The organism is Deinococcus detaillensis, from assembly GCF_007280555.1.
In the GTDB taxonomy this organism is placed as follows: Bacteria; Deinococcota; Deinococci; order Deinococcales; family Deinococcaceae; genus Deinococcus; species Deinococcus detaillensis.
This window is the reverse complement of record NZ_VKDB01000028.1, coordinates 1-22,063: the sequence shown is the minus strand read 5'-3', so window position 1 is coordinate 22,063 and position 22,063 is coordinate 1. Positions and strand designations below refer to the sequence as shown.

Annotated in this window: 18 protein-coding genes; 13 read left to right on the top strand and 5 right to left on the bottom strand. The window is 60.8% G+C overall.

Annotated features, from left to right (window positions below; all coding sequences use genetic code 11):
* Positions 1 to 10: 10 nt before the first annotated feature.
* Together FNU79_RS16340 and FNU79_RS16335 are read right to left on the bottom strand one after the other, a co-directional pair.
* Complete coding sequence (locus tag FNU79_RS16340) at positions 11 to 574, bottom strand: recombinase family protein (RefSeq protein ID WP_143721865.1); 564 nt, start codon at positions 572 to 574, stop codon at positions 11 to 13.
* A gap of 210 nt (positions 575 to 784) precedes the next feature.
* A complete protein-coding gene (locus tag FNU79_RS16335) occupies positions 785 to 3,067 on the bottom strand; it encodes a uracil-DNA glycosylase (RefSeq protein ID WP_143721864.1) in 2,283 nt (760 codons plus the stop codon).
* A 418-nt stretch (positions 3,068 to 3,485) separates the two neighbouring features.
* Here FNU79_RS16335 and FNU79_RS16330 point away from each other — a divergent pair, with 418 nt between their 5' ends.
* The 9 genes from FNU79_RS16330 to FNU79_RS16290 all read left to right on the top strand — a co-directional run bounded on the left by FNU79_RS16330 (position 3,486) and on the right by FNU79_RS16290 (position 12,327).
* Positions 3,486 to 4,043 carry a ParA family protein gene (locus FNU79_RS16330; protein ID WP_143721863.1) on the top strand — a complete coding sequence of 186 codons (558 nt, stop codon included), beginning with the start codon at positions 3,486 to 3,488 and terminating at the stop codon, positions 4,041 to 4,043.
* The gene (locus FNU79_RS16325; protein WP_143721862.1) at positions 4,040 to 4,300 is read left to right on the top strand and encodes a hypothetical protein; all 261 of its coding nucleotides are present in this window, start codon (positions 4,040 to 4,042) and stop codon (positions 4,298 to 4,300) included. Before FNU79_RS16330 ends, FNU79_RS16325 begins: the two co-directional genes overlap by 4 nt.
* 120 nt (positions 4,301 to 4,420) lie before the next feature.
* Positions 4,421 to 4,735: an AbrB/MazE/SpoVT family DNA-binding domain-containing protein gene (locus FNU79_RS16320; RefSeq protein WP_143721861.1), complete on the top strand. Its 315-nt coding sequence runs from the start codon at positions 4,421 to 4,423 to the stop codon at positions 4,733 to 4,735.
* On the top strand, positions 4,732 to 5,145 hold the full coding sequence (locus FNU79_RS16315) for a type II toxin-antitoxin system VapC family toxin (protein ID WP_143721860.1): 414 nt from the start codon (positions 4,732 to 4,734) through the stop codon (positions 5,143 to 5,145). The genes FNU79_RS16320 and FNU79_RS16315 overlap by 4 nt, the downstream gene beginning before the upstream one ends.
* 55 nt (positions 5,146 to 5,200) lie before the next feature.
* Positions 5,201 to 5,410, top strand: a complete 210-nt coding sequence (locus FNU79_RS16310; RefSeq protein ID WP_143721859.1) for a helix-turn-helix domain-containing protein — start codon at positions 5,201 to 5,203, stop codon at positions 5,408 to 5,410.
* A gap of 2 nt (positions 5,411 to 5,412) precedes the next feature.
* Positions 5,413 to 7,755, top strand: coding sequence for an EcoAI/FtnUII family type I restriction enzme subunit R (gene hsdR / locus FNU79_RS16305; protein ID WP_143721858.1), 2,343 nt, complete (start codon positions 5,413 to 5,415; stop codon positions 7,753 to 7,755).
* Between the two features lie 20 nt (positions 7,756 to 7,775).
* Positions 7,776 to 9,236, top strand: coding sequence for a type I restriction-modification system subunit M (locus FNU79_RS16300; protein WP_143721857.1), 1,461 nt, complete (start codon positions 7,776 to 7,778; stop codon positions 9,234 to 9,236).
* Complete coding sequence (locus FNU79_RS16295) at positions 9,236 to 11,155, top strand: restriction endonuclease subunit S (protein ID WP_143721856.1); 1,920 nt, start codon at positions 9,236 to 9,238, stop codon at positions 11,153 to 11,155. The genes FNU79_RS16300 and FNU79_RS16295 overlap by 1 nt, the downstream gene beginning before the upstream one ends.
* 128 nt (positions 11,156 to 11,283) lie before the next feature.
* Complete coding sequence (locus FNU79_RS16290; protein WP_143721855.1) at positions 11,284 to 12,327, top strand: hypothetical protein; 1,044 nt, start codon at positions 11,284 to 11,286, stop codon at positions 12,325 to 12,327.
* A gap of 64 nt (positions 12,328 to 12,391) precedes the next feature.
* Here the strand turns inward: FNU79_RS16290 and FNU79_RS16285 are convergent, their stop codons facing one another.
* Genes FNU79_RS16285 through FNU79_RS16275 form a run of 3 tightly spaced genes read right to left on the bottom strand, consistent with a single transcriptional unit; the run spans position 12,392 to position 15,991 of the window.
* Positions 12,392 to 13,096: a response regulator gene (locus FNU79_RS16285; RefSeq protein ID WP_143721854.1), complete on the bottom strand. Its 705-nt coding sequence runs from the start codon at positions 13,094 to 13,096 to the stop codon at positions 12,392 to 12,394.
* Positions 13,093 to 14,733 (bottom strand): sensor histidine kinase, encoded by a 1,641-nt coding sequence (locus FNU79_RS16280; RefSeq protein ID WP_143721853.1) that lies wholly within the window; start codon positions 14,731 to 14,733, stop codon positions 13,093 to 13,095. Before FNU79_RS16280 ends, FNU79_RS16285 begins: the two co-directional genes overlap by 4 nt.
* The gene (locus tag FNU79_RS16275; protein WP_185974767.1) at positions 14,720 to 15,991 is read right to left on the bottom strand and encodes an extracellular solute-binding protein; all 1,272 of its coding nucleotides are present in this window, start codon (positions 15,989 to 15,991) and stop codon (positions 14,720 to 14,722) included. The genes FNU79_RS16280 and FNU79_RS16275 overlap by 14 nt, the downstream gene beginning before the upstream one ends.
* Positions 15,992 to 16,264: 273 nt before the next feature.
* Between FNU79_RS16275 and FNU79_RS16270 the strand changes: the two genes are divergently transcribed.
* From FNU79_RS16270 to FNU79_RS16255, 4 genes are read left to right on the top strand one after another with little or no spacing between them, the layout of a single operon-like run.
* The gene (locus FNU79_RS16270; protein WP_185974766.1) at positions 16,265 to 17,275 is read left to right on the top strand and encodes an ABC transporter substrate-binding protein; all 1,011 of its coding nucleotides are present in this window, start codon (positions 16,265 to 16,267) and stop codon (positions 17,273 to 17,275) included.
* Positions 17,276 to 17,307: 32 nt separating this feature from the next.
* Positions 17,308 to 19,623 carry an ABC transporter permease gene (locus FNU79_RS16265; protein ID WP_185974765.1) on the top strand — a complete coding sequence of 772 codons (2,316 nt, stop codon included), beginning with the start codon at positions 17,308 to 17,310 and terminating at the stop codon, positions 19,621 to 19,623.
* Between the two features lie 22 nt (positions 19,624 to 19,645).
* Positions 19,646 to 20,707, top strand: coding sequence for an ABC transporter ATP-binding protein (locus FNU79_RS16260; protein ID WP_143721849.1), 1,062 nt, complete (start codon positions 19,646 to 19,648; stop codon positions 20,705 to 20,707).
* Positions 20,708 to 20,748: 41 nt separating this feature from the next.
* The gene (locus tag FNU79_RS16255) at positions 20,749 to 21,318 is read left to right on the top strand and encodes a hypothetical protein (RefSeq protein ID WP_143721848.1); all 570 of its coding nucleotides are present in this window, start codon (positions 20,749 to 20,751) and stop codon (positions 21,316 to 21,318) included.
* Positions 21,319 to 22,063: the final 745 nt, after the last annotated feature.

Genomic DNA, 22,063 nt, shown 5'->3' with positions numbered 1-22,063 from the left:
AGCATAAAAGCTAATCTCTCGTAGAAGCAAGGTACTGATAAACCGTTGCCCGACTCACTCCGAACTCGCGGGCCAACGCTGCTTTGCCTTCCCCAGCCTGTACCCTCGCTTTGAGGTGCGTCACTTGTTCCGCATCGAGCGACTTTTTTCTTCCTTTGTAGATCCCCTTCTTTTTCGCAAGGCCGATCCCTTCGCGCTGCCGCTCTCGGATGAGGGAGCGCTCGAACTCGGCGAACGCACCCATCACGTTGAGGAGGAGCTGGCTCATGGCTGAGTCGTCGCCCGTAAAGGCCAACCCTTCTTTGAGGAACTCCACCCGTGCGCCCTTGTCCGTCAGAGACTGAACGATACGCCGAAGGTCATCGAGGTTGCGGGCCAGCCGATCCAGACTATGGACCAAGACGACATCGCCATCACGGGTGTAGTCGAGGAGAGCCAACAGTTGGGGACGCCGGGCGTCTTTGCCGCTGGCCTTGTCGGTGAATGTCTTGTCGAGGGTCATGCCTTCGAGCTGGCGATCAGTGTTCTGATCGAGAGAAGAGATTCTGAGGTAGCCGAGGCGTTTACCAGTCATGGTGTCAGGATAGACTCTTAAAGCCAAATTTGAAAGTGTCAGATAATTCAAAAATGGACTCTAATCTGACGCCTTTCGGTCGATTTTCAAGTGTCCAGTTGAGGTATAAACCAGATTGACAGGTGCCGGCGAGCAATTTTGAATCCTTGAGCGGGAATTTGTGTTCCAGCTCTAAGCCATACGCTGGGAACTGAGACCAGCACGGCCGGCTCAGAGAGGCCACGCCACTGGGCCGCACCCGGCCTCTTCAAGCGCGGCATTCACTTTGGAGAACGGACGAGTCCCGAAGAAACGCTCAGCGCTGTACGGCGAAGGGTGAGCGGACTGCAAAATGACGTGCTGCGGCCCGGTGATCAGCTTGGCCTTCTTGCGGGCATACGCGCCCCACAGCACGAACACGACGCGCTGCGGCCTAGCATTCACCGCCCGAATCACGGCGTCGGTCAGCGGCTCCCAGCCCTGATTCGCGTGGCTATTGGGTTGGCCCGCCCGCACCGTCAGCACGGCGTTGAGCAGCAGCACACCCTGAACGGCCCAAGCCGTCAGATCGCCATTTCGGTGAGGCTGGATGCCGAGGTCGTCATGAAGTTCCTTGTAGATGTTCTGCAAGCTCGGCGGCACCCGCACGCCGGGCGGCACGCTGAATGAGAGACCCTGGGCTTGACCATGTCCGTGATACGGGTCTTGCCCCAGAATCAGCACCTTTACATCTTCCAGTGGCGTCAACCGCAAGGCGCTAAATACGTCCGGCGCAGGCGGGTAAATGGGATGCTCGGCCCGCTCGCGCACTAGGAAGTCTTTAAGGGCGTGGAAGTACGGTGCGGCGAACTCGGCAGCCAGGGCTTCCCGCCAAGAATCCGGCAGACCGGCAATCTGGATGGGCTTGCCGCCGGTCTGAGCGCCGCCGAAGAGAGCGGGCTGAGCGGCACTGACCAGCATAGGTTTCGGCGGTTTGGCCGTCACCTTGACGGGCTTGGGCGGCAACCCCTTTGCTACACGCTCAGCCCGTATCACCGCCTTCTTGCGGCTGCCGTGCAGAGCGTAGACTCGCCGCGATTCAGGCTCAAAGTCGGTCTGAGCGCGGGCTGCCATAATTTTGGCTTTGGCGGCCCGCGCCGCTTTGCCTTCGTCCACGATGGGAGCCGGGTAGTTCAGGCGGCTCGACCCGCTCCACTCCCAAGGGGAGTGAATGAAATCACTGGGCGCGTCCCGCAACTCTGGCACCCAGCGGCGGATGAACTCACCCGCTGGATCTTGCTGCTTGGCTTGACGGGTGGGCGAGTAGATGCGGACGCGGTTGATGCCGACCACCGCGCTCTGCATTTGCATCTGTGACCAATGGATGCCGGGTTCGTTGTCCAGCCACTGCCGTGCCAGAAACACTCCAGTGGGTCGCCAGTGCAGCCACAGGTGCTGCGAGGCGAAACTCACCAGCATGGCCCGCATCCGGAAGTTGAGCCAGCCAGTGGCCTTCAGCATCCGCATGCAGGCATCGATCAGTGGAAATCCCGTCTGGCCATGTGACCAGCGCTCAAAAAATTCAGGGTTCCAATCCTGTTCGCGTAAGCCGTCAAAGGCCCGATTGAGATTTTGAAATTCCATCTCCGGCTCGGATTCCAGCCGCTGCATAAAGTGACAATGCCAGTGCAGGCGGCTCTCGTAGCTCCTGAGTGACCTGACCCAGCGTGGATCGGCTGCCGTGTCTCCGCTGACGGCGGCCAAGCGCTGCCGGGTAGCGTGCAGCGCTTCCCTGAGCGACAAGGTGCCGAAGGCCAGCGGAGCGCTCAGCCGTGAGCAAGCAGTTTCGGCGCTCAGGGGACTGCTCATCTCACGCATGTAGTTGACGCCGCGCACCGTCAGGAAGCTACTGAGCGTATCGCGGGCGGCCTGCTCGCCGCCGGGAATGACAATTTGCTGGCCAGGCGCTACACCAAGCTCCGCGTGGGTTCGCAGGCTCTGTGAGAACAGGGCAGTGCCGCTGAGTGTGGCGGGCGGCGGCAGCGGGTGCGACCCCAAGCGCTCTTCCCAAGTGTCAGCCCAGCCGTCGCGGCTCTTCATCCGGCGCACCACACCGTTTTGTGGCAACTCATGAAAGGCAATGCCCCGCTCCCGCGCCCAAGCCCGCACCCGCCGGTCACGGGCGTAGCTCACAGCGTTGCCGGTTTCCTCGTGCGCCCACAGGCCGCCGATGCCGACTTCCTCCCGCAGCGCTTCCAGCACGCTGATTGTCTCACCCACCCGCACGATGAGCGGCGTGCCGAGTTCGCGCAGCCGCTCACCGAGTTCGTGCAAACAGGTATTGAGATAGGTCAAGTGGTGGCCGCCGAATTCCTCATGGGCCAGTTGCTCCGGCTCGTAGATGTACAGCGGCACTACCGGCCCGCGTGCGGCGGCTTGCACCAGCGGGGCGTGGTCGTTGATTCGTAGGTCTTTCTTAAACCAAACGAGCTGGACAGACTGAGGGATTAAGTTAGATGCAGACAGAACCGACATGGCTTTATTGTCTCTCAAGCGGAGTGGCAGTTCCGTAGGCCAACAGCCTGAGCGTTCGACCTCTGGTTTCTCGGATACAGCGCTAACCAGCCTCTCTCCACTCGTGTGGCAGCAATCAGTCCCTATGGTTCGTTTTTGTTGAACATAACGACCAAAATCCCATTGACTGACTGAAGTGGACGCAGCTGATATCTGAACTTCACCGGGGGACGGTGACAGCATCCTTCCCGGTGGAGACGTGATGTACAGCTTGAGCAGTGCCGACAATCTCCGCCTCAACATGCGTCTGAAATAAAAGGCGGCAAATACGCTGCTCGTCATCGTTCCCACTGTGCTGCCCCGATCCGGCACTTTGATAGCGGCTTTCAGTCTTTCAAAACGACTTTCTTTCTATCTTTCTTTCAAGTAAGCTTTCTTTATGACAGAACGGATTTCAGTACTTTCGCGCAAGGGCGGCGTCGGCAAAACGGTCAGTGCGATCTACACGGCGGCGCTCCTGGCCGCGCAGGGCAAAGACGTGTGCATCCTCGATAAAGACCCGGAAGGCAGCGCAGGTGCGTGGGCTCGGGCGGCGGGCGACTTGCCGTTTCCCGTTTACCCGGAAGGGAAGCAGGCTGCGGCCCTCAAACATGCTTGGGTGGTCATTGACACGCCGCCCAACGATCCCCGCGCGCTCGGTGACGCGGCGCGGCTGGCGACCCGTGTGCTGGTGGTCGCCAAATGCAACGCCCTAGAAGCAGACCGATTGGTTCCGACACTCGACGCATTGATGGCTTCGGGCTTTAGTGGCCCCTGGGGCATTTTGCTGACCCAAGCGAGGGGCGGCCTCGGTAGGGAAATGAAGCTGGCCTTGGAAGAAGAGGACTTGCCGGTGTACGGCGTCATTCCGCACCTCATCAAATACGAGCGGGCCTTTGGCACCTTACCGGATGACCTGAGCGAGTACCGCAATGCATTGTTGGGGGCGTTGGCATGACGGGAGACCGGAAGAAGGGTGTGAGCATCGGCGCGGCTATGAAGCAGCGTATGGGCAGTCAGGAGGAGACGCCGACGCAGGTGCACGTCCCCGACCCCGTCCCGCTGAAGACCGAAGAAACGGACGTCCCCGAATCATTTAACACCCGTCTGCCACGCAGTTTGCAGCGCCGGTTGAAAGTGTACGCCGCTGAGGAGGGCGTCAAGATTCAAGATGTGGTGCAAAGGGCGTTAGAGAAATATTTGGGCAAGACATAAAGAAAGATATAAAGATTTCTTTCTTTATGTCACTACGAAACCGAGCCGGGTCCGCCCGTTTCGCTGGCCGGGCGTAAAAGAAACTTAGTAAGGAACTCTTGTAAGGTGTACAATCACGGCATGACCTCTATCACGGCCAAGATCACCAGCAAGGGGCAAGTGACGCTGCCACGCGAAATCCGTGAGCGGCTCGGCGTACACGACGGAGACCGCATTCGTTTTGAGCTGGAGGGAGGTGCGGTGGTGGTGTATCCGCAGCGCGACACGCCCAGCTTCGGGGGCATGATCGGCCTCGCCAAGCAGCCCACAGAACAGGACGCCCGGCGCATCATTGACGAACTCAGGCACGACCCGGCAGACCGCGCCGCCCTGGACGCCACACCGCCGCACCCCCAAATCACGGTGCTAGGCGACCTCCCAGCGGATGAGGCTTGAGCACTGCGCTCGACAGCAATGTGTTGCTCTCGCTGTGGAATGCCGAACCCGCCGCGCCGAAGCTGGCTGCCGCGCTTGATAGGCTGGCCACCCAGGGGCGATTGGTGGTCTGCGGGGCGGTGTACGCCGAACTGTCCGGCTTTTATCCCGATTTAGATGTGCTGCTGAGGACTTACGGCGTCAGCGCCGATCCGCAGATGCCGCTGATCGCCTGGCGGCGGGCCGGAGTGGCCCACACCGCTTACAGCGCCCGCCGCCGGGCCAGTGGGGGCGGGCTGCCCCGGCGCATCCTGACCGACTTTCTGGTCGGCGCACACGCCAGCACCTTCGGTCACGCCCTGCTGACCCTCAATACGGGCGATTACGGCGACTTTCCCGAAGTGCCGCTGCTGACAATCACTCAGTCCTGATGGCGCAGTTGTCGAAAAGCCGTCCAGCTCTGCGCCGTCTGCGTAGAATGCATAAATGACCCAGCGGCAATTTTATACGCCGGATGAATTGGCGGCGTTTCTGCGCCTCAGCGGCGAAACCATTCGGCGGCGGCTCAGAACTGGCGAAACCAAGGGCCTGCGGATCGGTGACACGTGGCGGGTGCCGCGTACCGAAGTCCTTGAGCTGATCGGCGCACAACCGCTGGCAGCCCTCGACGCCCAACTCGATGAGCGCCATGAATAGACATGAATAAAAAAGAACTCTCCGAGCGCGACATTTGCAGCAAGTTCATCACGCCCGCCATTCAGAAAGCCGGTTGGGACTTGCAGACGCAGGTGCGCGAAGAGCTGTATCTCACCAAGGGCCGCGTGATCGTCAGCGGCCAGCTCCACACCCGCGACACCGGCAAGCACAAAGCCCAGCGGGCCGATTACGTGCTGTTCTACAAGCCCAATATCCCCATTGCAGTGATTGAGGCCAAAGTCAATACGCTCAGCGTCGGGAGCGGAATGCAGCAGGGCCAGGCTTACGGTCAGACCTTGCAGGTGCCGTTTGTGTTCAGCTCGAATGGTGATGGGTTTCTGTTTCACAACGCCCTGATGTCGGAAGGCGTGCTGGAAAAGGAAATCAGCCTGGACGCCTTTCCCAGTCCAGAGCAGCTGTGGCAGTGGTGGAACGCCGAGAAGAACCTGACTCCCGCGCAAACCGAGTTGGTGACGCAGGACTATTACAGCGACGGCAGCGGCAAGACGGCGCGCTACTACCAGATTCTGGCCATCAATAAAACCACCGAGGCGATTGCTAGGGGCCAGAAACGGATTCTGCTGGTGATGGCCACCGGCACCGGCAAAACCTTTACCGCCTTCCAGATCATCTGGCGGCTGTGGCAGGCCAAGGCCAAAAAGCGGATTCTCTTTCTGGCCGACCGCAATATCCTGGTCGATCAGACCAGAACCAACGACTTCAAGCCGTTTGGCTCGGCCATGACCAAGATCAGCAAACGGCAGACCGACAAGTCGTATGAAATTTATCTGTCGCTGTATCAGGCGGTTACCGGTACCGAGGAAGAACAGAACATCTACAAGCAGTTCAGCCCCGATTTCTTCGACCTGATCGTGGTGGACGAATGCCACCGGGGCAGCGCCGCCGAGGATTCCAACTGGCGCAAAATTCTGGAGTATTTCTCGGCGGCCACCCAGATTGGCCTGACCGCCACGCCCAAAGAAACCAAGGACGTGTCCAACATCGATTACTTCGGTGAGCCGATCTACACCTACTCGCTGCGCCAGGGCATCGAGGACGGCTTCCTCGCGCCGTACAAGGTGGTGCGCTTCGACCTCGACAAAGACCTCAGCGGCTGGGCACCCAGTGAGGGCCAGCGCGACAAGTACGGCCACGAGATCGAGCAGCGCACCTACAACCAGCGCGACTTCGACAAAACCCTGGTGCTCGAAGAGCGCACCGAGCTGGTGGCCCGCAAAATTTCGGAGTACCTCAAGGCCACCAACCGCTTCGACAAAACCATCGTGTTTTGCGATGACATCGACCATGCTGAGCGGATGCGGCAAGCGCTCGTCAATGAGAACGCCGATCTGGTGCTGGAAAACTCCAAGTACGTCATGCGAATTACCGGCGACTCCAAAGAAGGCAAAGACGAGCTGGACAACTTCATCTTCCCCGAAAGCCGCTATCCGGTGATCGCCACCACCTCCAAGCTGATGTCCACCGGCGTGGATGCCCAGACCTGCAAATTGATTGTCTTGGATCAGCGGATTCAGTCGATGACCGAGTTCAAGCAGATCATCGGGCGCGGCACCCGCATCAACGAGGCTTACAGCAAGCACTTTTTTACCATTCTGGATTTCAAGGGAGCCACTGCTCTGTTTGCCGACCCTGACTTCGACGGCGACCCGGTGCAGATTTACGAGCCGGGGGCGAACGACTCGCCCGTGCCGCCCAAGTTGGAAGGCGACGAAGTGCCAGAGCCGGTAAATTCTGGCCTGGCCGACAGCGACGAAACCAAGGTTCGCAAGTACCACGTCAAAGGCGTGGAGGTGAGGGTAGTGGCCGAGCGAGTCATCTACTACGACGCGCAAGGCAACCCGATTACCGAATCTCTCAAGGCGTACACCCTGCGAACCCTCAATCGCGAGTTTGCTTCGCTGGGTGATTTCCTCAAGCGCTGGAACGCCGCCGAGCGCAAACAGGCCATCATCACCGAACTCGAAGGAGAGGGGATCTTCTTTGAAGCGCTGAGTGCCGAACTCGGTGACCAGCTCGACCCCTTCGATTTGATCTGCCATCTGGCCTGGAATCAGCCGCCGCTGACCCGCCGTGAACGCGCCGCCAAGGTCAAGAAGCGCGACGCCTTCGGCAAGTACGGCGAGAAGGCCCGCAGCGTGCTAGACGCCCTCCTCGACAAATACGCCGATCAGGGCGTGGAGCCGCTGGAAGAAGTGCAAATTCTCAGAATCGATCCGTTCCGTCAGCTCGGCACGCCGCTGGAGCTGGTCAAAGCTTTTGGTGGCAGAGCCGAGTACGAACAGGCCATCCGCGAACTGGAAAACGAACTGTATAGCGCCTCTTAACTGAAGCATTGGAGTCAAGCATGTCCATCAATACCCTCGTCAAATCGGTTCAAGACATCATGCGGAAAGACACGGGCGTGGACGGCGACGCCCAGCGGATTAGCCAGCTGGTGTGGCTGATGTTCCTGAAAATCTTCGACGACAAAGAGCAGGAATGGGAACTCACCTACGACCACTACCAGTCGCCCCTGAGCGAGCCGTTCCGCTGGGCCAACTGGGCCAAGAACCCCGAAGGCATGACCGGCGAAGAACTCACCGATTTTGTCAACAACCAATTGTTTCCGGCCCTCAAGAAGCTGACCGTCAGCCCGATAGATCAGGGCCGGGTGGTGGGCCTGGTCTTCGAGGACGCCTACAACTACATGAAGTCCGGCACGCTGCTCAGGCAGGTCATCAACACCATTGAGGCCGACATTGATTTCAATTCCCTCTCAGACCGGCACCTCTTCAACGACATTTACGAGAAGATTCTGGCTGATTTGCAATCGGCGGGCAACGCGGGCGAATATTACACGCCGCGCCCCGTCACCAACTTCATGGTGGATATTCTTGACCCGCGCCTGGGCGAAGTGGTGTTTGACCCGGCCTGCGGCACCGGCGGCTTTTTGACCGGCACTATTGACCACCTCAAGGCGCAGGCCCAGAGCGCCGACGACAACGCCCTGATTCAGGACACCGTGCGCGGCGTGGAGAAAGAGCCGCTGCCGCATCTGCTGGCCATGACCAACTTGATGCTGCACGGCATCGACGTGCCGCTGGGCGTGCGCCACGACAATACCCTGGCCCGCCCACTGCGTGACTACGTGCCGTCCGACCGGGTGGACATCATTCTGGCGAACCCACCCTTCGGCGGCGTGGAAGAAAACGGCATTGAGCAGAACTTTCCCAAGAAGTACCAGACCCGCGAAACCGCTGATCTGTTCATGGCGCTGATCATGCACCTGCTCAAAGAGGGCACGGGCCGCGCCGCCGTGGTGTTGCCCGACGGCTTTCTGTTTGGCGAGGGTGTCAAGACCACCATCAAAAAAGAGTTGCTGGAGAACTTCAACCTGCACACCATCGTCCGGCTGCCCAAGGGCGTGTTTAACCCGTACACCAGCATCAACACCAACATCCTGTTTTTTGAGAAGGGCGGCCCTACCGCTGACATCTGGTTTTTTGAGCATCCCTACCCCGAGGGCTACAAATCGTACTCGCGCACCAGGCCGCTGACGCTGGCCGAGTTCGAGCGCGAGAAGGCCTGGTGGGGCGGCCCGCAGCGCAGCGGGCGAGAGGGCAGCGAGTACGCCTGGAAGGTCAGCGCCGCCGAGATTGAGCAGCGCGGCTACAACCTCGACATCAAGAACCCGCACCGGGTAGACGTGGTTCATGCCGACCCCGACGAGCTGATGGCCGAGTACGAGGCGCTGACCCGCCAGGTGCAGGCCGCGCAGGGTGCGCTGAAGCAGGAACTGGTGGCCGCGCTGGGCGGTGGGCGCTGATGACGGTGCTGAGCCAGGCTCCTAGCGCCGAGCAATCCGCCGAGCAACTGCTAGAGCAGCACTTTGACACCGCCTTTGCCGCGCCGGACGGCCTGAAGAAGTTGCGCGAGCTGATTCTGACGCTTGCGATGCAGGGCAAGCTGGTGGAGCAAGACCCCAGCGACCCGCCCGCGAGTGAGCTGCTAAAAGAAATTGAGCAGGAGAAGCGCCGACTGGTGGCGGCGGGCCAGATCAAAGCACCCAAACCCCTGCTGCCGATTGAAGCGGATGAAGTGCCGTATGAGGTGCCGCAGGGCTGGGCGTGGGTACGGTTGGGAGATATTGCCGACTCACAAGCGGGATTTTCTTTTAAGTCTAACAAATTCAACGAATCAGGCGGTGGTTTGCCTTTAATTCGTATTAGGGATGTAGGCCAGCCTTTTACGGGAACTTTCTACGACGGCGAATATAAAGAGGATTTTATAGTAACCGAAGGTGAATATCTCATCAGTATGGATGGAGAATTCAGAGTCGCCACTTGGAAGTATGGAAAAGCATTGCTAAACCAGCGAGTAAGTAGGCTATCATTTTATAGTGACAATGTAGAGCAATCATTAGTTGCTAGAATCCTTCAAGTGAGGCTGACAGCAGTTCAGGGCACAAAGTCTTATACGACAGTTGATCATTTATCTGGCGGTCAGATTTTGGCCGCTCTCATCCCCCTCCCTCCGCTCCCCGAACAGCGGCGCATTGTCGCCAGAATTGAGCAACTGATGGCCCGCTGCGATGAGCTGGAAGCCTTGCGAAATGCCCAGCAGCAAAAGCGCTTGGACGTTCACACGGCAGCCCTCTCCGACTTGCTGGGGGCCGACACGCCGGAAGCCTTCGCGCAGGCGTGGCAGTTTGTGGCCCAGCACTTTGGCGACCTCTACAGCGCCCCGCAAAACGTGGCCGAGCTGCGAAAGGCCGTGCTGCAACTGGCGGTCATGGGCAAGTTGGTGCCGCAAGACCCCGCCGACCCGCCCGCCCGCGAACTGCTGCGCGAGATTGAGGCCGAGAAGCGCCGACTGGTGGCCGCAGGCAAAATCAAAGCACCCAAACCCTTGCCCCCCGTGAAGCCGGAAGAGAGGCCGTATGAAGTGCCGCATGGGTGGGAGTGGGTGCGGCTGGGTACTCTAATAAATTTCACCAACGGTTTTGCATTTAAGAGCAATTTATTTCAAGAAAGTGGTGTTGGAGTTGTGAAGATAGGTGATATTAGCGACGGCCAAGTCACTAAAGCGCGTATGGACTTCATAGACGAGTCTTACATGAGCGAAGTTGACGATAAATTTCTAGTCAATGTCGGAGATATGCTTATAGCTATGTCCGGTGCAACTACTGGAAAATTAGGCATCAACTCACTCACTGAAAAGCTAGTGATGAATCAAAGAGTGGGAAAAATAGAGCCCGTTAAAACTGAAAAGACCTATCTGTTTCACTACCTGTCTACTCAAATACAAAAAAATCTGGATATATCATCTGGAAGCGCAATTCCTAATTTAAGCACCGAGCAGATAAATGAAATGTTGACTCCCCTCCCTCCGCTCCCCGAACAGCGGCGGATTGTCACCAAGATTGATGAGCTGATGCGGCTGTGTGACGACCTCTCGGCGCAACTCTCGGCCCAAACCGGTACCCAGTCGGCCCTGCTCAGCTCGCTGATGGCCGCTGTGACGCCCGCCAGCCCCACGCCGGAGCGCCGCCCAACTCTGGGGCGCTCAGCCGCCTTAAGGGAGCCAGCAGAGCCAGCGGCAAGCACCCAACCCAAACGGCGTGGACGGCCAGCCAAAGCGGGCAGCATTCCCACCGCCACCAGCGAGGCCGACGCCATCCGGCAGCTCAACGAACTCAAATTCCAACGCGCCGAGGGCACCCGGCAAGAAGGGCTGTTTGACTGAGCGTGGGGGAAATCGCACACAGTGCAGCGAACACCATCCTGCACTGGTGCCGCTGAATTCCCAGAGCGCTGCGTAACGCGGCCCGAGGTGGGCGGGGCCAGTCTCCAGCCCATCCGCTAAACTGCCCCATGACCACTGCGCCCCAGTCTCTTCAGGTTGCCCCGGCGTCACCTGCGGCCTACCGCGCCACCACCACGCAGCACCTGATCACCATCGTGCTGGCTTGGTGGCTGCTGGGGGGCCTCTTCCTCGACGGCTGGGCACACAACCATCTTGGCGAGTCGCTGGAAACCTTCTTCACCCCCTGGCACGCCGTCTTTTACAGCGGCTTTGTCGCAGTGGCAGGTTGGTGCTTGTACCTGGCCTCGCGCGGCTGGCAGCTGGGTCGGCGCGGTCTGGCCGCCTTTCCGGACGGCTACAATCTGGCGGCCATCGGCGTGCCGCTGTTCGGCTTGGGCGGCATCGGCGATCTGATCTGGCACACGGTATATGGCATCGAGGTGGGCATTGAAGCGCTGCTCTCGCCCACGCACCTGCTGCTGTTCGCGGGCGGCTCGTTGATCGTGGCCTCGCCGCTGAACGCCGCTTGGAAGTCGTCCACCTCCCGGCGTGCGCCGATGGTGCTGCGCTGGGTGGCGGTGCTGTCGGCCAGCTCGGTTCTGGCGATCACCGCTTTTATTCACATGTACATGTGGGGCCTGCTGAGCGTGCCGCAGGGGCTGGGCTGGGTCCAGACGCGCGGCGAACTCAGCGCCGTACTGCTAACCGCTCTGATGCTGGCCGCGCCGGTGTTGCTGCTGCTGCGCCGCTTCGCGCTGCCATTCGGCTCAATCACCGTGATGTACACCCTGACCAACACCGCGATGGCCCTGATGCTCGCTCCCGGTGACTGGCGGGTGCCCGGCGTGGCACTGGTGTGCGGTCTGCTGGCCGACGTGCTGTGCGTGCTGCTGCACCCCTCCCCGGCGCGGCCCATCGCCTTTCGGGCCTTCGCTTTCCTGCTGCCGCTGGCGGTGTGGGTGCCGTACCTGGGCGGCGCGGTGCGGCTGGGCCTGAGCAACTTGAGCCTGGAACTTTGGCTGGGCGTGGCGATCATGACCGGGCTAGGCGGTCTGGCGCTGTCGGCGCTGGTCTTGCCACCCGCCTTGCCTGCGGCGGCTCTGGAAGACTGAAGCAGATCCGAGCAGTCTCGACTTTGAGGCTCTTGTAAAACGCGTGTGGGACGGCGTATTTTTCTTAGCGGAGTAGAATTTCAGAATCGTGTCTTGACCGCTGATAGAGCTTGAGTGGTCTGCCAGTGGATTGATATAGCACTTCCACCTCGGCCAGTGAAAGTCCCACCAAGTACTCCAAGTAGCGCCACGCCGTGATCCGGCTGACGCCCAGGTGTCGTCCTGCCGTTTCGGCGCTCAGTGGCGTGATGGCCTCGTCAAGTAACCGCTGCACTTTGCCCAGGGTGGCGGCGTCAATGCCTTTGGGCAGATGGGTGACGGGATCGTGGCGCAGCAAGCGGTCTACACCGTACTGGGTCAGGTGTGCTGGACTGGCGACCGAGTGACGCTGCTGATGGCGCTGTAGCGCCGCATAAAGCCGCTGGCGTTCGAACGGCTTGATTAGAAAGTCGAGCACACCGCTTCTAATTGCCGTTTGCACCGTCGGCAGATCGTTGGCCGCAGTGATCATGATCACGTCTGGGCCAGTGGAAATTCGGGGCAGCTGGGCGGCCCAGGTCAGGCCGTTACCGTCCGGCAGATAAATATCCACCAGCAGCAGATCGACGGTGACGCTCTGCAGATCCTGGCTGGCCTGTGCCAGCGATCCCACCGTGCTCACGACCTGAAATCCCGGCAGGTCTTCAATCAGGGTCTGGTGAATGGTCCGAACCAGCACATCATCCTCGACGATCATCACGCGGCTGAGCAGACGGGGCAGAGGGGTCACAGACCAAGTTCCGGTGCGGCAGGAATACTGAGAATAAAGACCGACTCCTCGGCAGCCCTGAAGTATTCGAGCTGCCCGTGATACGGCAGCAGGTGTTGGTGAATCAGCGCCAAGCCCTGGCCGCGTCCTGGTCCTTTGGTACTGAACCCTGGATGGGGCAGGTGGGGTGGAGTCAGCCCAGGGCCGCCGTCACGTACCTCCAACTGCACTCCTTCGGCATCTTCGCCGATCATCACGCTGATCTGCGGCGCGTTCTGGCCGCGTACCGCGTCGAAGGCGTTTTCCACCAGATTGCCCACCGCCAGAATCAGGGTATCGATCACGCCGCCCGGCCAGTGGTCTTCCAGGGCAGAGGCCGGATCGATTTGCAGGTCCACGCCGAGTTCACGGGCGCGGGCTATCTTGCCAGCCAGTAGAGCCGCCAGCCGGGGCGGCACAATCCCACTGACCCGGTCACTGATTTGCTGGGCCTGGCCTGCCTCGCGCTGAATGACTTGCAAGGCCAGTTCGGGGCGTCCAATCTGCATCAGGCCCGCGATGGTGTGCAGCCGGTTAGTGAATTCGTGGGTCTGCGAGCGCAGCAACTCGACATACTCACGCGCGTGAGTCAGCTCTTCAGCCAGCCTGACCGCCTCGGCCCGCTCGCGAAACACCACCACCTGCTGCGCGTTGGGAAGCCGGTAGCCGCTGATGAGCACCGGCTGCTGCCGCCAGTTGCCGGGAGCTTCCCGGAACGATGGCCGCGCCTCACGTTGCAGCAGCGCCGAGAGTTCAGGCCACAACGTTGGCAGGCAAGGCAGCCCGGCAATGCTCGCCACCCCCATATAATCTAGGGCGCACTGATTAGCTAGCACCACCCGGTCTTGTTCCAGCACCAGCACGCCGTCTTGCAGCGCTGTGAGGACCGCGTGGTGCTGCGAGACCAGTCCCGAAATCTGGTCCGGTTCCAGATCGAACAAATCGCGCCGCAAACGGGCACTCAAGTACAAACTGCTCAGCAGCGCGAACAGCAAGCCGAAACCGTACCACGGCAGCAGGCCGAGGGAGACCCGCCAGACGATGGCTTGCACGGTGGGCAGCAGGAACCCGGTGGACACCAGCCCGATCACTTCGTTTGCCGCGCCGCGTACCTCAGCCTTACCCCAGATGAATTCCCTGAACTGCTGCACGCCCACTTCCACCGGGTCGCCGCTCGCGAGCACGTCGTCTGGTCCGCTGCGGCTGATGCGCTGCGCCAGCGCGGGCGGAAACGGATGGGCGTAACGCATGCCCAGGCGTCCGCCCACCACCAGAAAGTCCGCGCCGATATCGGCTTGCATCTGGCGCAGCAGCGGATCAATACGCAGCGGCACATCCGGACGGATGAAGTAGGTTCGGAGGGTCGGCATGTTGGCGATGGTGCGCGAGAGCATCAGGGCGCGTTCGCCAAATTCCTGGCGAGTGCGGTCCGTCAACGAGGCGTACTGCACGGCTACCAGAATCAGCATCAGCAGGGTGAAGACCGTCACCTGACTCAGAAAAAAGCGCTGCCACATCCGCAGCCTGCGCCAGCGGGCCGGGGGCACCGTGACTCGTGCCAGCCGCGCCGCGTCGGACGAGGCGGGTCTGCGGAGCAGAGCGGCACTAAAGCCGCGCATTGTAGGCCCGAATGATCTCGTCGGCCCGCGCCTTGGCCACTCTCAGCGACGCGCCGACCTCTGCGCCGCCCAGTACCCGCTCGATGGCCGCGTGCAACACCGCCCGGACTTCATAAAAGCTGCCAAACAGTGCACCCGCTGTGGCCGGGGTAGAGCGCGTCCGGCGAAACTGCTCCACGGCGACCGTGTGGGCCTCGCCTACCCTGAACCAGCCCTGCCGCTGGAGCAGCTCCAGACTACTGCGGCGCAGTGGGTCGTAGCCGCTGATGCGGTGCCAGGACGCCAGGTTGGCGGTGCTGGTCAAGTACAGGGCGAAGGCTTGCGCCGCCTTTGCCTTCTCGGGCGCGATCTCTCGCGGAATCCACAAGCTGCTGCCGCCCACCACTAAACCCTGACGCGGGCTGCCCTGCGGCACCGGCATCTGGCCCACCTGCACTGTGAAGTTCTTCGCCTTGCTGCCGCTCAGCACCTGCCCAATGCGCGAGGAGGAGGTCATCAAAAACGCCACCCGACCTGATAAAAACAACTGGGTGACGCCAGTATTGTCTTCCAGCTTGCCAGTGTTGACGTAATAACCGGAGCGTTTCATCTGCCCCAGCCAGCGCAGAGGACGGGCCACCGCCTCGCTGGTCAGAAACGTCTGAGTGGCGCGGCCCTGCCGCCCGTTGCCGCCGTCCACCCAGAGTGCGCCCTGCTGCGCGGCCCACTGCTCGAAATACCAAGCGTCCACTGGAAAGGTTAGACAGTCGACCGACCTCGCTGTGCGCTTCAGGGTCGCGCAGGTGGTGGTCAGAGCTTCCAGCGTGTCAGGCAGATGATCCGCCGTGATGCCAGCCTTTCGCAGCAGCGACGTGTTGGCATACAACACTGGGGAGGAGGTGTTGAACGGCAAGCCGTAGAGTTGCCCACCCACCCGGTAGTAATTCAGTACTGAGGGCAGCATGTCCTGCACCTGCCGCCCAGCAGCGGCGGGCAGAGGCCGGAACAGCGTGCTGTCGATGGCCAGCTGAGTGCCCGCTTCGGAAATCTGAACCAGAGCCGGGGCTGTGCCGGTGCGGGCCGCTGTCGCCAGCGCCTGAAAGGTTTGCGGATAATTGGCGTAGGACACGGGCGTGACCTTAATCTCCGGGTGCAGGCGGTGAAACTCGGCGGCGCGATCCAGCATCCACTGTCGGCGCGGCGCGTCGGAAAAAATGTGCCAAAACTCCACCTGAACAAGCGCCTGTGCGGTTCCCAGCCATGCCAAGATCCCAGTCACCAGTGCTGTGCGTTTGAACGCTGAATGTTTTCTTCTGCTTCTCGGCATTGCTCGGCATTCTAGAGTCTGCCCGCTCGCTCGGCGCGTCTCTTTGCTGCCCAGGCCTGTGAACTCAATGTACCAAAGCTTGAGTACGGCACTCCCCTTTTGCAGACTTAATCCTGAACTATAACAGCGGTCTCCTGTCTGCCCTGCCGCCTTAAGAGGCGCTTGTCAGCTATTCTTCGCCATCCCTCATTCTGCCGGTTGCTTAAAGGAGAACATATGCAGCGTATGAAACGAATCTTGACCCTTACCCTGCTGGTCAGCGCGAGCAGCGCCGCCGCTCAAGGCAGCCTGACCTTTGTTTGCGGCGCACAGGCCGATTGGTGTCAAGTCGTGGCCAACGCCTACAAAAAAGAAACGGGCGGCGAGGCTAAATTCCTGCGGCTGTCTGCGGGCGAGTCGCTGGCCCGGTTACGTGCCGAGAAGGACAATCCCAGCTTTGACGTGCTATTCGGCGGTACCGGCGACGTGCATGAAGCGGGCACCAAGGAAAAGCTGCTGACCTACTACAAGCCTAAAGCTTGGAATGATCTGTATCCGTCGCTGCGCTCGCAAGTCAGGAACGCCTACATCCCGCTGTACACCGGGGCGCTCGGGTTCGCCGTCAACGACACGGTGCTGAAAAAGCGCAACCTGAGTGCTCCCACCGACTGGCCCGACTTGGGCGATCCCAAGTACAAGGGCCTCGTCGCTATGCCCAACCCCAACACCTCCGGCACGGCCTACACCATGATCACCACCCTGATTCAGATTTACGGCGAGGATCAGGCCTTTGACCTCCTCAAGAAAATCCACAACAACGTGCCGCGCAACGGCTATACCCGCCCCGGCTCCGGCGCAGCGTTCCTAGCAGCTCGCGGCGAGGTGGCGGTGGGCGTAACTTTCATGCACGACGCGGTGGCGCAGAACGTGCGCGGTTTCCCGGTGCGGGCGGTTGCGCCCAAGGCCGGAACGGGCACCGAAATCGGCGGCGTCAGCTTGGTCACTAATGGCCCCAATGCGGCGGCAGGCAAGCAGTTCATCGACTTTGTCCTCAAGCCTGAGACGCAGAAGCTGGCGGCGACGGTGGAATCCTTCCAGATCCAGTCCAACAGCAAAACGCCTGTGGCCGCCGCTTCACCCGACCTCGACAAAATCAAGATCATTGACTACGACTTCGCCAAATGGGGCGACAGCGCCACCCGCGCCCGCATCATCTCGCGCTGGACCAAGGAGGTCTTTCCATTACCACGGCGGTAACTCCCCCCGTTTCGGAGAGGAACCGGGCCGGAGTGCAAGTCGCCCTCCTGCTCTGGCCGCTGCTGGGCCTGCTGGCCTTTACCTTCTTGCCTTGGGTGCGTCAGGGCCGGGCCTTTCTGGCCGGTGGCCCCAGCGGTTTAAGCCTGTTGGGAACCCTGCCAGTGCTGTGGGTGCCCTTGGCCGCCTTGTTCGCCACATTGGCCCTGAGCTTCTTGGGCAGGGCCAACCGCGCTTTGCCCACGCTGGTCGTGGCGCTGGCCGGATTTTCGGTCACGGCCTTTTTCATCGTCTTTAGAAATCAGCCCGCTGATCTGGGCGCACTCATCACCGCGCTGGCGCTGCTGTCGGTCACGGGCATGGCGCTCTCGGATACAGGGATCATCAAAGCTGACCGCTTCATCGCCAGTTCGACACTGTGGGTGGGTCTATTCCTGATTCTGTTCGTGATGTTCCCGCTGTACAAGGTGCTGAGAAACGCATTCGGCGAAACGGGCTTTTCACTGGAGGCCTTCCGCAGCGTGCTGACCTCTCCAGCGTTTTTCGTGCTGGAGAACGAGACCACGCCTCAGAGCGAGGCGGTGCTGGCCCTGATCGCCACCGTCGTGGGCGGGATGGCCGGGCTGGGGCTGTCGCTGTGGAGGAAGCGTCCAGTCTGGGCGACGGTGAGAAATACCCTGCTGGCGGCGCTGGGGGTGGGCGTCTTCGCTGCGCTGTATTTCGGATTCGGGGCGCTGCGAAATAGCGTGTTGCTGGCGGTGAGCGTTGCGACAGCGGCTACGGCGCTGGCGCTGGCCTTTGCGCTGCTGGGCACCCGCAGCCGGGCGTCGTTCGGGCCGTACCTGTTCGTGCCGCTGGCACTAGCAGGGTACGCCATTGGGGCGCTGGCAGCCAGCACGCCGCAAACTGCCGATCTGGGGCTGCTGTTCAAGGGCCTCGGCGTGCTGGCCGGAGTTGGGCTGGCGTGGTGGATGACCCGGCGGCGCATCACGGCCAATAAGCTATTGGGCGTCTTCTCGCTTCTGCCGATCATCACGCCGCCGTTCGTGATCGGCTTCGCGCTGATCTTTTTGCTGGGCCGCCAAGGACTGATCACCAGCGGCATTTTGGGCCTAGACACCGACGCGCTGCTGGGGCAGTTGGGCGTGGGCATCGCGCAGACGCTGGCTTATACCCCGATTGCTTACCTGGTGCTGGTGGGCGTGGTGCAAAGCCTCAACGGCACGTTGGAGGAAGCCGCCGTCACCTTGGGTGCGAGCCGCTGGCACGTTCTGAAAACCGTGATCTGGCCGCTGGTACGCCCCGGCCTCGCCAACGCCTTTTTGCTGACCATCATTGAGAGTCTGGCCGATTTCGGCAACCCGTTTGTTATGGGTGGTTCGTTTCTGGCGACGCAAGTGTACTTCTCGGTGGAGTTCAACCCTGCCGAGGCGTCGGTGTACGGCACGGTGCTGCTGGCCTTGAGCGTTTCAGCGTTTCTGGCACAGCAAGCGTGGCTGGGGCGCACCAGTTTCACCACCATCACCGGCAAGCCCGCCCAGGGCATGGTCACACCGCTGCCGCCCGTGCTGGAGCGCGTTCTGCTTTTCGTATTCATGATCTGGGTGCTGTTCGTGGGCGCGGTGTATGGCAGCATGTTCTTCGGAGCGCTGGTCAAACTGTGGGGCTTTGACAATACCTTCACTACCGAACACATCCGCAACCTGTCAGTGGGGTCGCTGGACGTGTTCTTCAACACCCTCAAGATCGCGGCCCTCAGCAGCCTGCCTGTGCTGATCCTCAGCGTGGTGATCGCCTACCTGATCACGCGGCAGAAATTCTTCGGGCGAGGTTTTATCGAGCTCGGCTCTCTGTTGTCCTTCGCTGTTCCCGGCACCGTCATTGGGATCGGGTACATCCTGGCGCTGAACAGCGGCTTCGCATACATGACCGGCACCATGTTGATCCTGATTGTCGCCTTTATCTTCCGCAACATGCCAGTGGGCATCCGGTCCTCTGTTGCCAACCTGCGCCAGATTGATCCGGCGCTGGAGGAGGCCAGCACTACCCTGCGTGCGGGCAGCCTGACCACGCTGTGGCGAGTGGTAATGCCCCTGATTCGCCCAGCGCTGATCTCGGCCCTGATCTTCGCCTTCGTGCGGGCCATGACCGCCATCTCGCAGATTATCTTTTTGATCTCGCCGGACCACAAGGTGGTCACCAGCGAGGTGCTGAGCATGGTGGAGCGCGGGCAACTCGGCGACGCGGCGGCGCTGTCGGCGCTGCTGGTCTTCACGCTGGCTGTTGTGATTGCCCTGATGACCTGGGGCGTGGGGCGGATGGGCGGATCAAAGGCGGGGGTAAGCGTATGAACATCATTTTTGAGAGGAATCCATGACCGCCACCCAATCCCGTCCAACCTCTGCCCCAAACAGTCGGGCGGCTCCGGTCAAGCTGGAGGGCGTCACCAAGCGTTTCGGCAAGACCACCGCCGTCCAGAGTGCCAATCTGGAGGTGGAACCCGGCACGCTGGTCACGCTGCTGGGGCCTTCGGGCTGCGGTAAAACCACCATTTTGCGGATGATCGCCGGGCTGGAAACCATCACCGAGGGCAAGCTGTCCATTGACCACGAGGACGTGACCCAGCTCTCGGCGGCGCAGCGCGACGTGACGATGGTGTTTCAGAGTTACGCGTTGTTCCCGCACCTGAGTGTGCTGGAGAACGTCGCCTACGGCCTGCGCGTCGCCCGCCGCCACGACGCCGTACACGCCGCAGAGGAAGCCCTGAAACTGGTGGGTCTGGGCGGCTACGGCAGCCGCGCACCCTCGCAACTGTCGGGCGGGCAGCAGCAGCGCGTCGCTTTGGCCCGCGCACTGGTCATGAAGCCCAAGGTGCTGCTCTTTGACGAGCCGCTCTCTAACCTGGACGCCAAACTGCGCCGCCAGATGCGCAACGAGATTCGCGCCATCCAGCAGCAGTTGGGCATCACCGCTGTTTACGTGACCCACGATCAGGCTGAGGCGCTGGCGATCTCGGACGTGGTGGTGGTCATGAGCGCTGGGAAAATTGAGCAGGTCGGCACACCAGAAGACCTGTACCGCCGCCCCGCCAATGCCTTTGTCGCGGACTTTATCGGCGAGGCCAATCTGCTGCAAGCCACCTATGATGGGCATCAACTCAGCTTCGGCAATGTTTCCTTGCCGTACACGCAGTCCGGCGCACCCACCGGCGACGTGCGCGTGCTGGTGCGGCCCGAATCCATCTCGTTCAGCGAGAGCGGGCTGGTCGGGCGCATCACCTCCGGCGCGTATCTGGGAGCCATGACCGAGTACACCATCGAAACTTCTGCTGGAGCCGTGTTGATTGCCCCGCCTTCTGAGTCCACCATCCTGCCCAACGGCAGCGACATCCATCTGGATTTCCGCAGCAATGGCCTGTACATTCTGCCCGCCTGAAACGAACCCCTCATTCTTCCCCTGTTCACAAGGAGTTTCCCATGCGCCACTTGATGCTGACTGCCTCGCTCCTCTTCTCGCCCAGCTTGGCCCAGACCCTCGCAGTCTCACCTACTGCCCTGATATTCGCGCAGGCCACTCCAGCTCCGGCTGCCGTGCCTGCAACTGCTCCTGCTTCCGCCACTCCCACGGCTGCTCCAGCCATCACGGTTGAAATTCAGGACGTGGAAATCACTGCCCCGGCCAGCACCGGCTTGGCTCCCACCATACAGAGTGACGACGTGGGTGAGGTGCTGGTACCCGTATCGGCCATCGATAGGGATGGCAATCCGCTGGCAGGTGTAGCAGTCACCTGGGAAGTCAAGAACACTGGCAAGGCTCCTATTTACGTGATCTCCAGTCAGGCGGGCGATCAGGTCACCTTGGTCGCGGCCACCATCGCTCCCGGTGAGACAGCAAAATACGAAACTGCGACTGGCGCGGACGGGATGGTCACACTGCTGCTCAATGCCACAGCCAGCACCGCCGCCGCCCTAAAGCTCACCACGCCCGCCGGGGAGGTCAAGAATCTACGCGGCTCAGCTCAGACGATCGACTGGATCGGAGAGTAACAACTGCCGGTTGGCTTCGACTGTATATCGGGCCAGAGCAAAAGAAGCAGGCGACCTGTTAGGTCGCCTGCTTCTTTTGCTCTGGCGTGAATTGGTCTGTGGTGAGGCAATCCACCAGACGTCACGGGCGAATCTACACGAGCTTTTTCTACTGCTGACGTATGAGCCACTTAACGTGTTGCCTGCCTCGGCTCAGCAACTGGCATTTGTTCGCAATGGATTGATGGTTGATCACGCCGCCGCTCACGTCTATAACAGTTCATCCCGCCTCAGCTTAACGCAGACGACGGTCAGTGACCCTGAACATGCTCGCTTCCAGATGATGTCGAGAAGAGCAGTCTGACGACATCGTCAAAACACAAAAACCACCATGCTCAATCGCCTAGATCCGGCAATCGCACTCGATCGTAACTTCCAGCAGATTTCCCCGTATACTGGCTACATCCCGGCGGTCACCGAGCAATCGACCAACGGGAAAACCCCCCGCGCGGTTAACAAGACCGTTGTTCGCAGAGGGTGTCCGTCCAGAAAGCTTCGAATTGTTTTCTACCCGGCAAGGTAGAAGGCCTTCGCCTACGCCCTACTTTACTCGTAGGGACGCTCCCGGTCAAGAATCCGGGCTGGTTGGCAGACCTGAGGTTTCTGCCCGGAGTTCCCCGTGAGTGTCCCCACCGACGCACAGCCCACCCTTGAGAGCCGCTTCACCGACGCCCGCGACCAACTCAAAGCCTGCACCGACGCTTAC

Coding starts and splice junctions, on each gene's coding strand:
- FNU79_RS16295 (WP_143721856.1), top strand. CDS start 9,236: ATGACGGTGCTGAGCCAGGCTCCTAGCGCCGAGCAATCCGCCGAGCAA.
- hsdR (WP_143721858.1), top strand. CDS start 5,413: ATGAATAAAAAAGAACTCTCCGAGCGCGACATTTGCAGCAAGTTCATC.
- FNU79_RS16310 (WP_143721859.1), top strand. CDS start 5,201: ATGACCCAGCGGCAATTTTATACGCCGGATGAATTGGCGGCGTTTCTG.
- FNU79_RS16340 (WP_143721865.1), bottom strand. CDS start 574: ATGACTGGTAAACGCCTCGGCTACCTCAGAATCTCTTCTCTCGATCAG.
- FNU79_RS16255 (WP_143721848.1), top strand. CDS start 20,749: ATGCGCCACTTGATGCTGACTGCCTCGCTCCTCTTCTCGCCCAGCTTG.
- FNU79_RS16325 (WP_143721862.1), top strand. CDS start 4,040: ATGACGGGAGACCGGAAGAAGGGTGTGAGCATCGGCGCGGCTATGAAG.
- FNU79_RS16320 (WP_143721861.1), top strand. CDS start 4,421: ATGACCTCTATCACGGCCAAGATCACCAGCAAGGGGCAAGTGACGCTG.
- FNU79_RS16300 (WP_143721857.1), top strand. CDS start 7,776: ATGTCCATCAATACCCTCGTCAAATCGGTTCAAGACATCATGCGGAAA.
- FNU79_RS16330 (WP_143721863.1), top strand. CDS start 3,486: ATGACAGAACGGATTTCAGTACTTTCGCGCAAGGGCGGCGTCGGCAAA.
- FNU79_RS16335 (WP_143721864.1), bottom strand. CDS start 3,067: ATGTCGGTTCTGTCTGCATCTAACTTAATCCCTCAGTCTGTCCAGCTC.
- FNU79_RS16260 (WP_143721849.1), top strand. CDS start 19,646: ATGACCGCCACCCAATCCCGTCCAACCTCTGCCCCAAACAGTCGGGCG.
- FNU79_RS16270 (WP_185974766.1), top strand. CDS start 16,265: ATGAAACGAATCTTGACCCTTACCCTGCTGGTCAGCGCGAGCAGCGCC.
- FNU79_RS16280 (WP_143721853.1), bottom strand. CDS start 14,733: ATGCGCGGCTTTAGTGCCGCTCTGCTCCGCAGACCCGCCTCGTCCGAC.
- FNU79_RS16290 (WP_143721855.1), top strand. CDS start 11,284: ATGACCACTGCGCCCCAGTCTCTTCAGGTTGCCCCGGCGTCACCTGCG.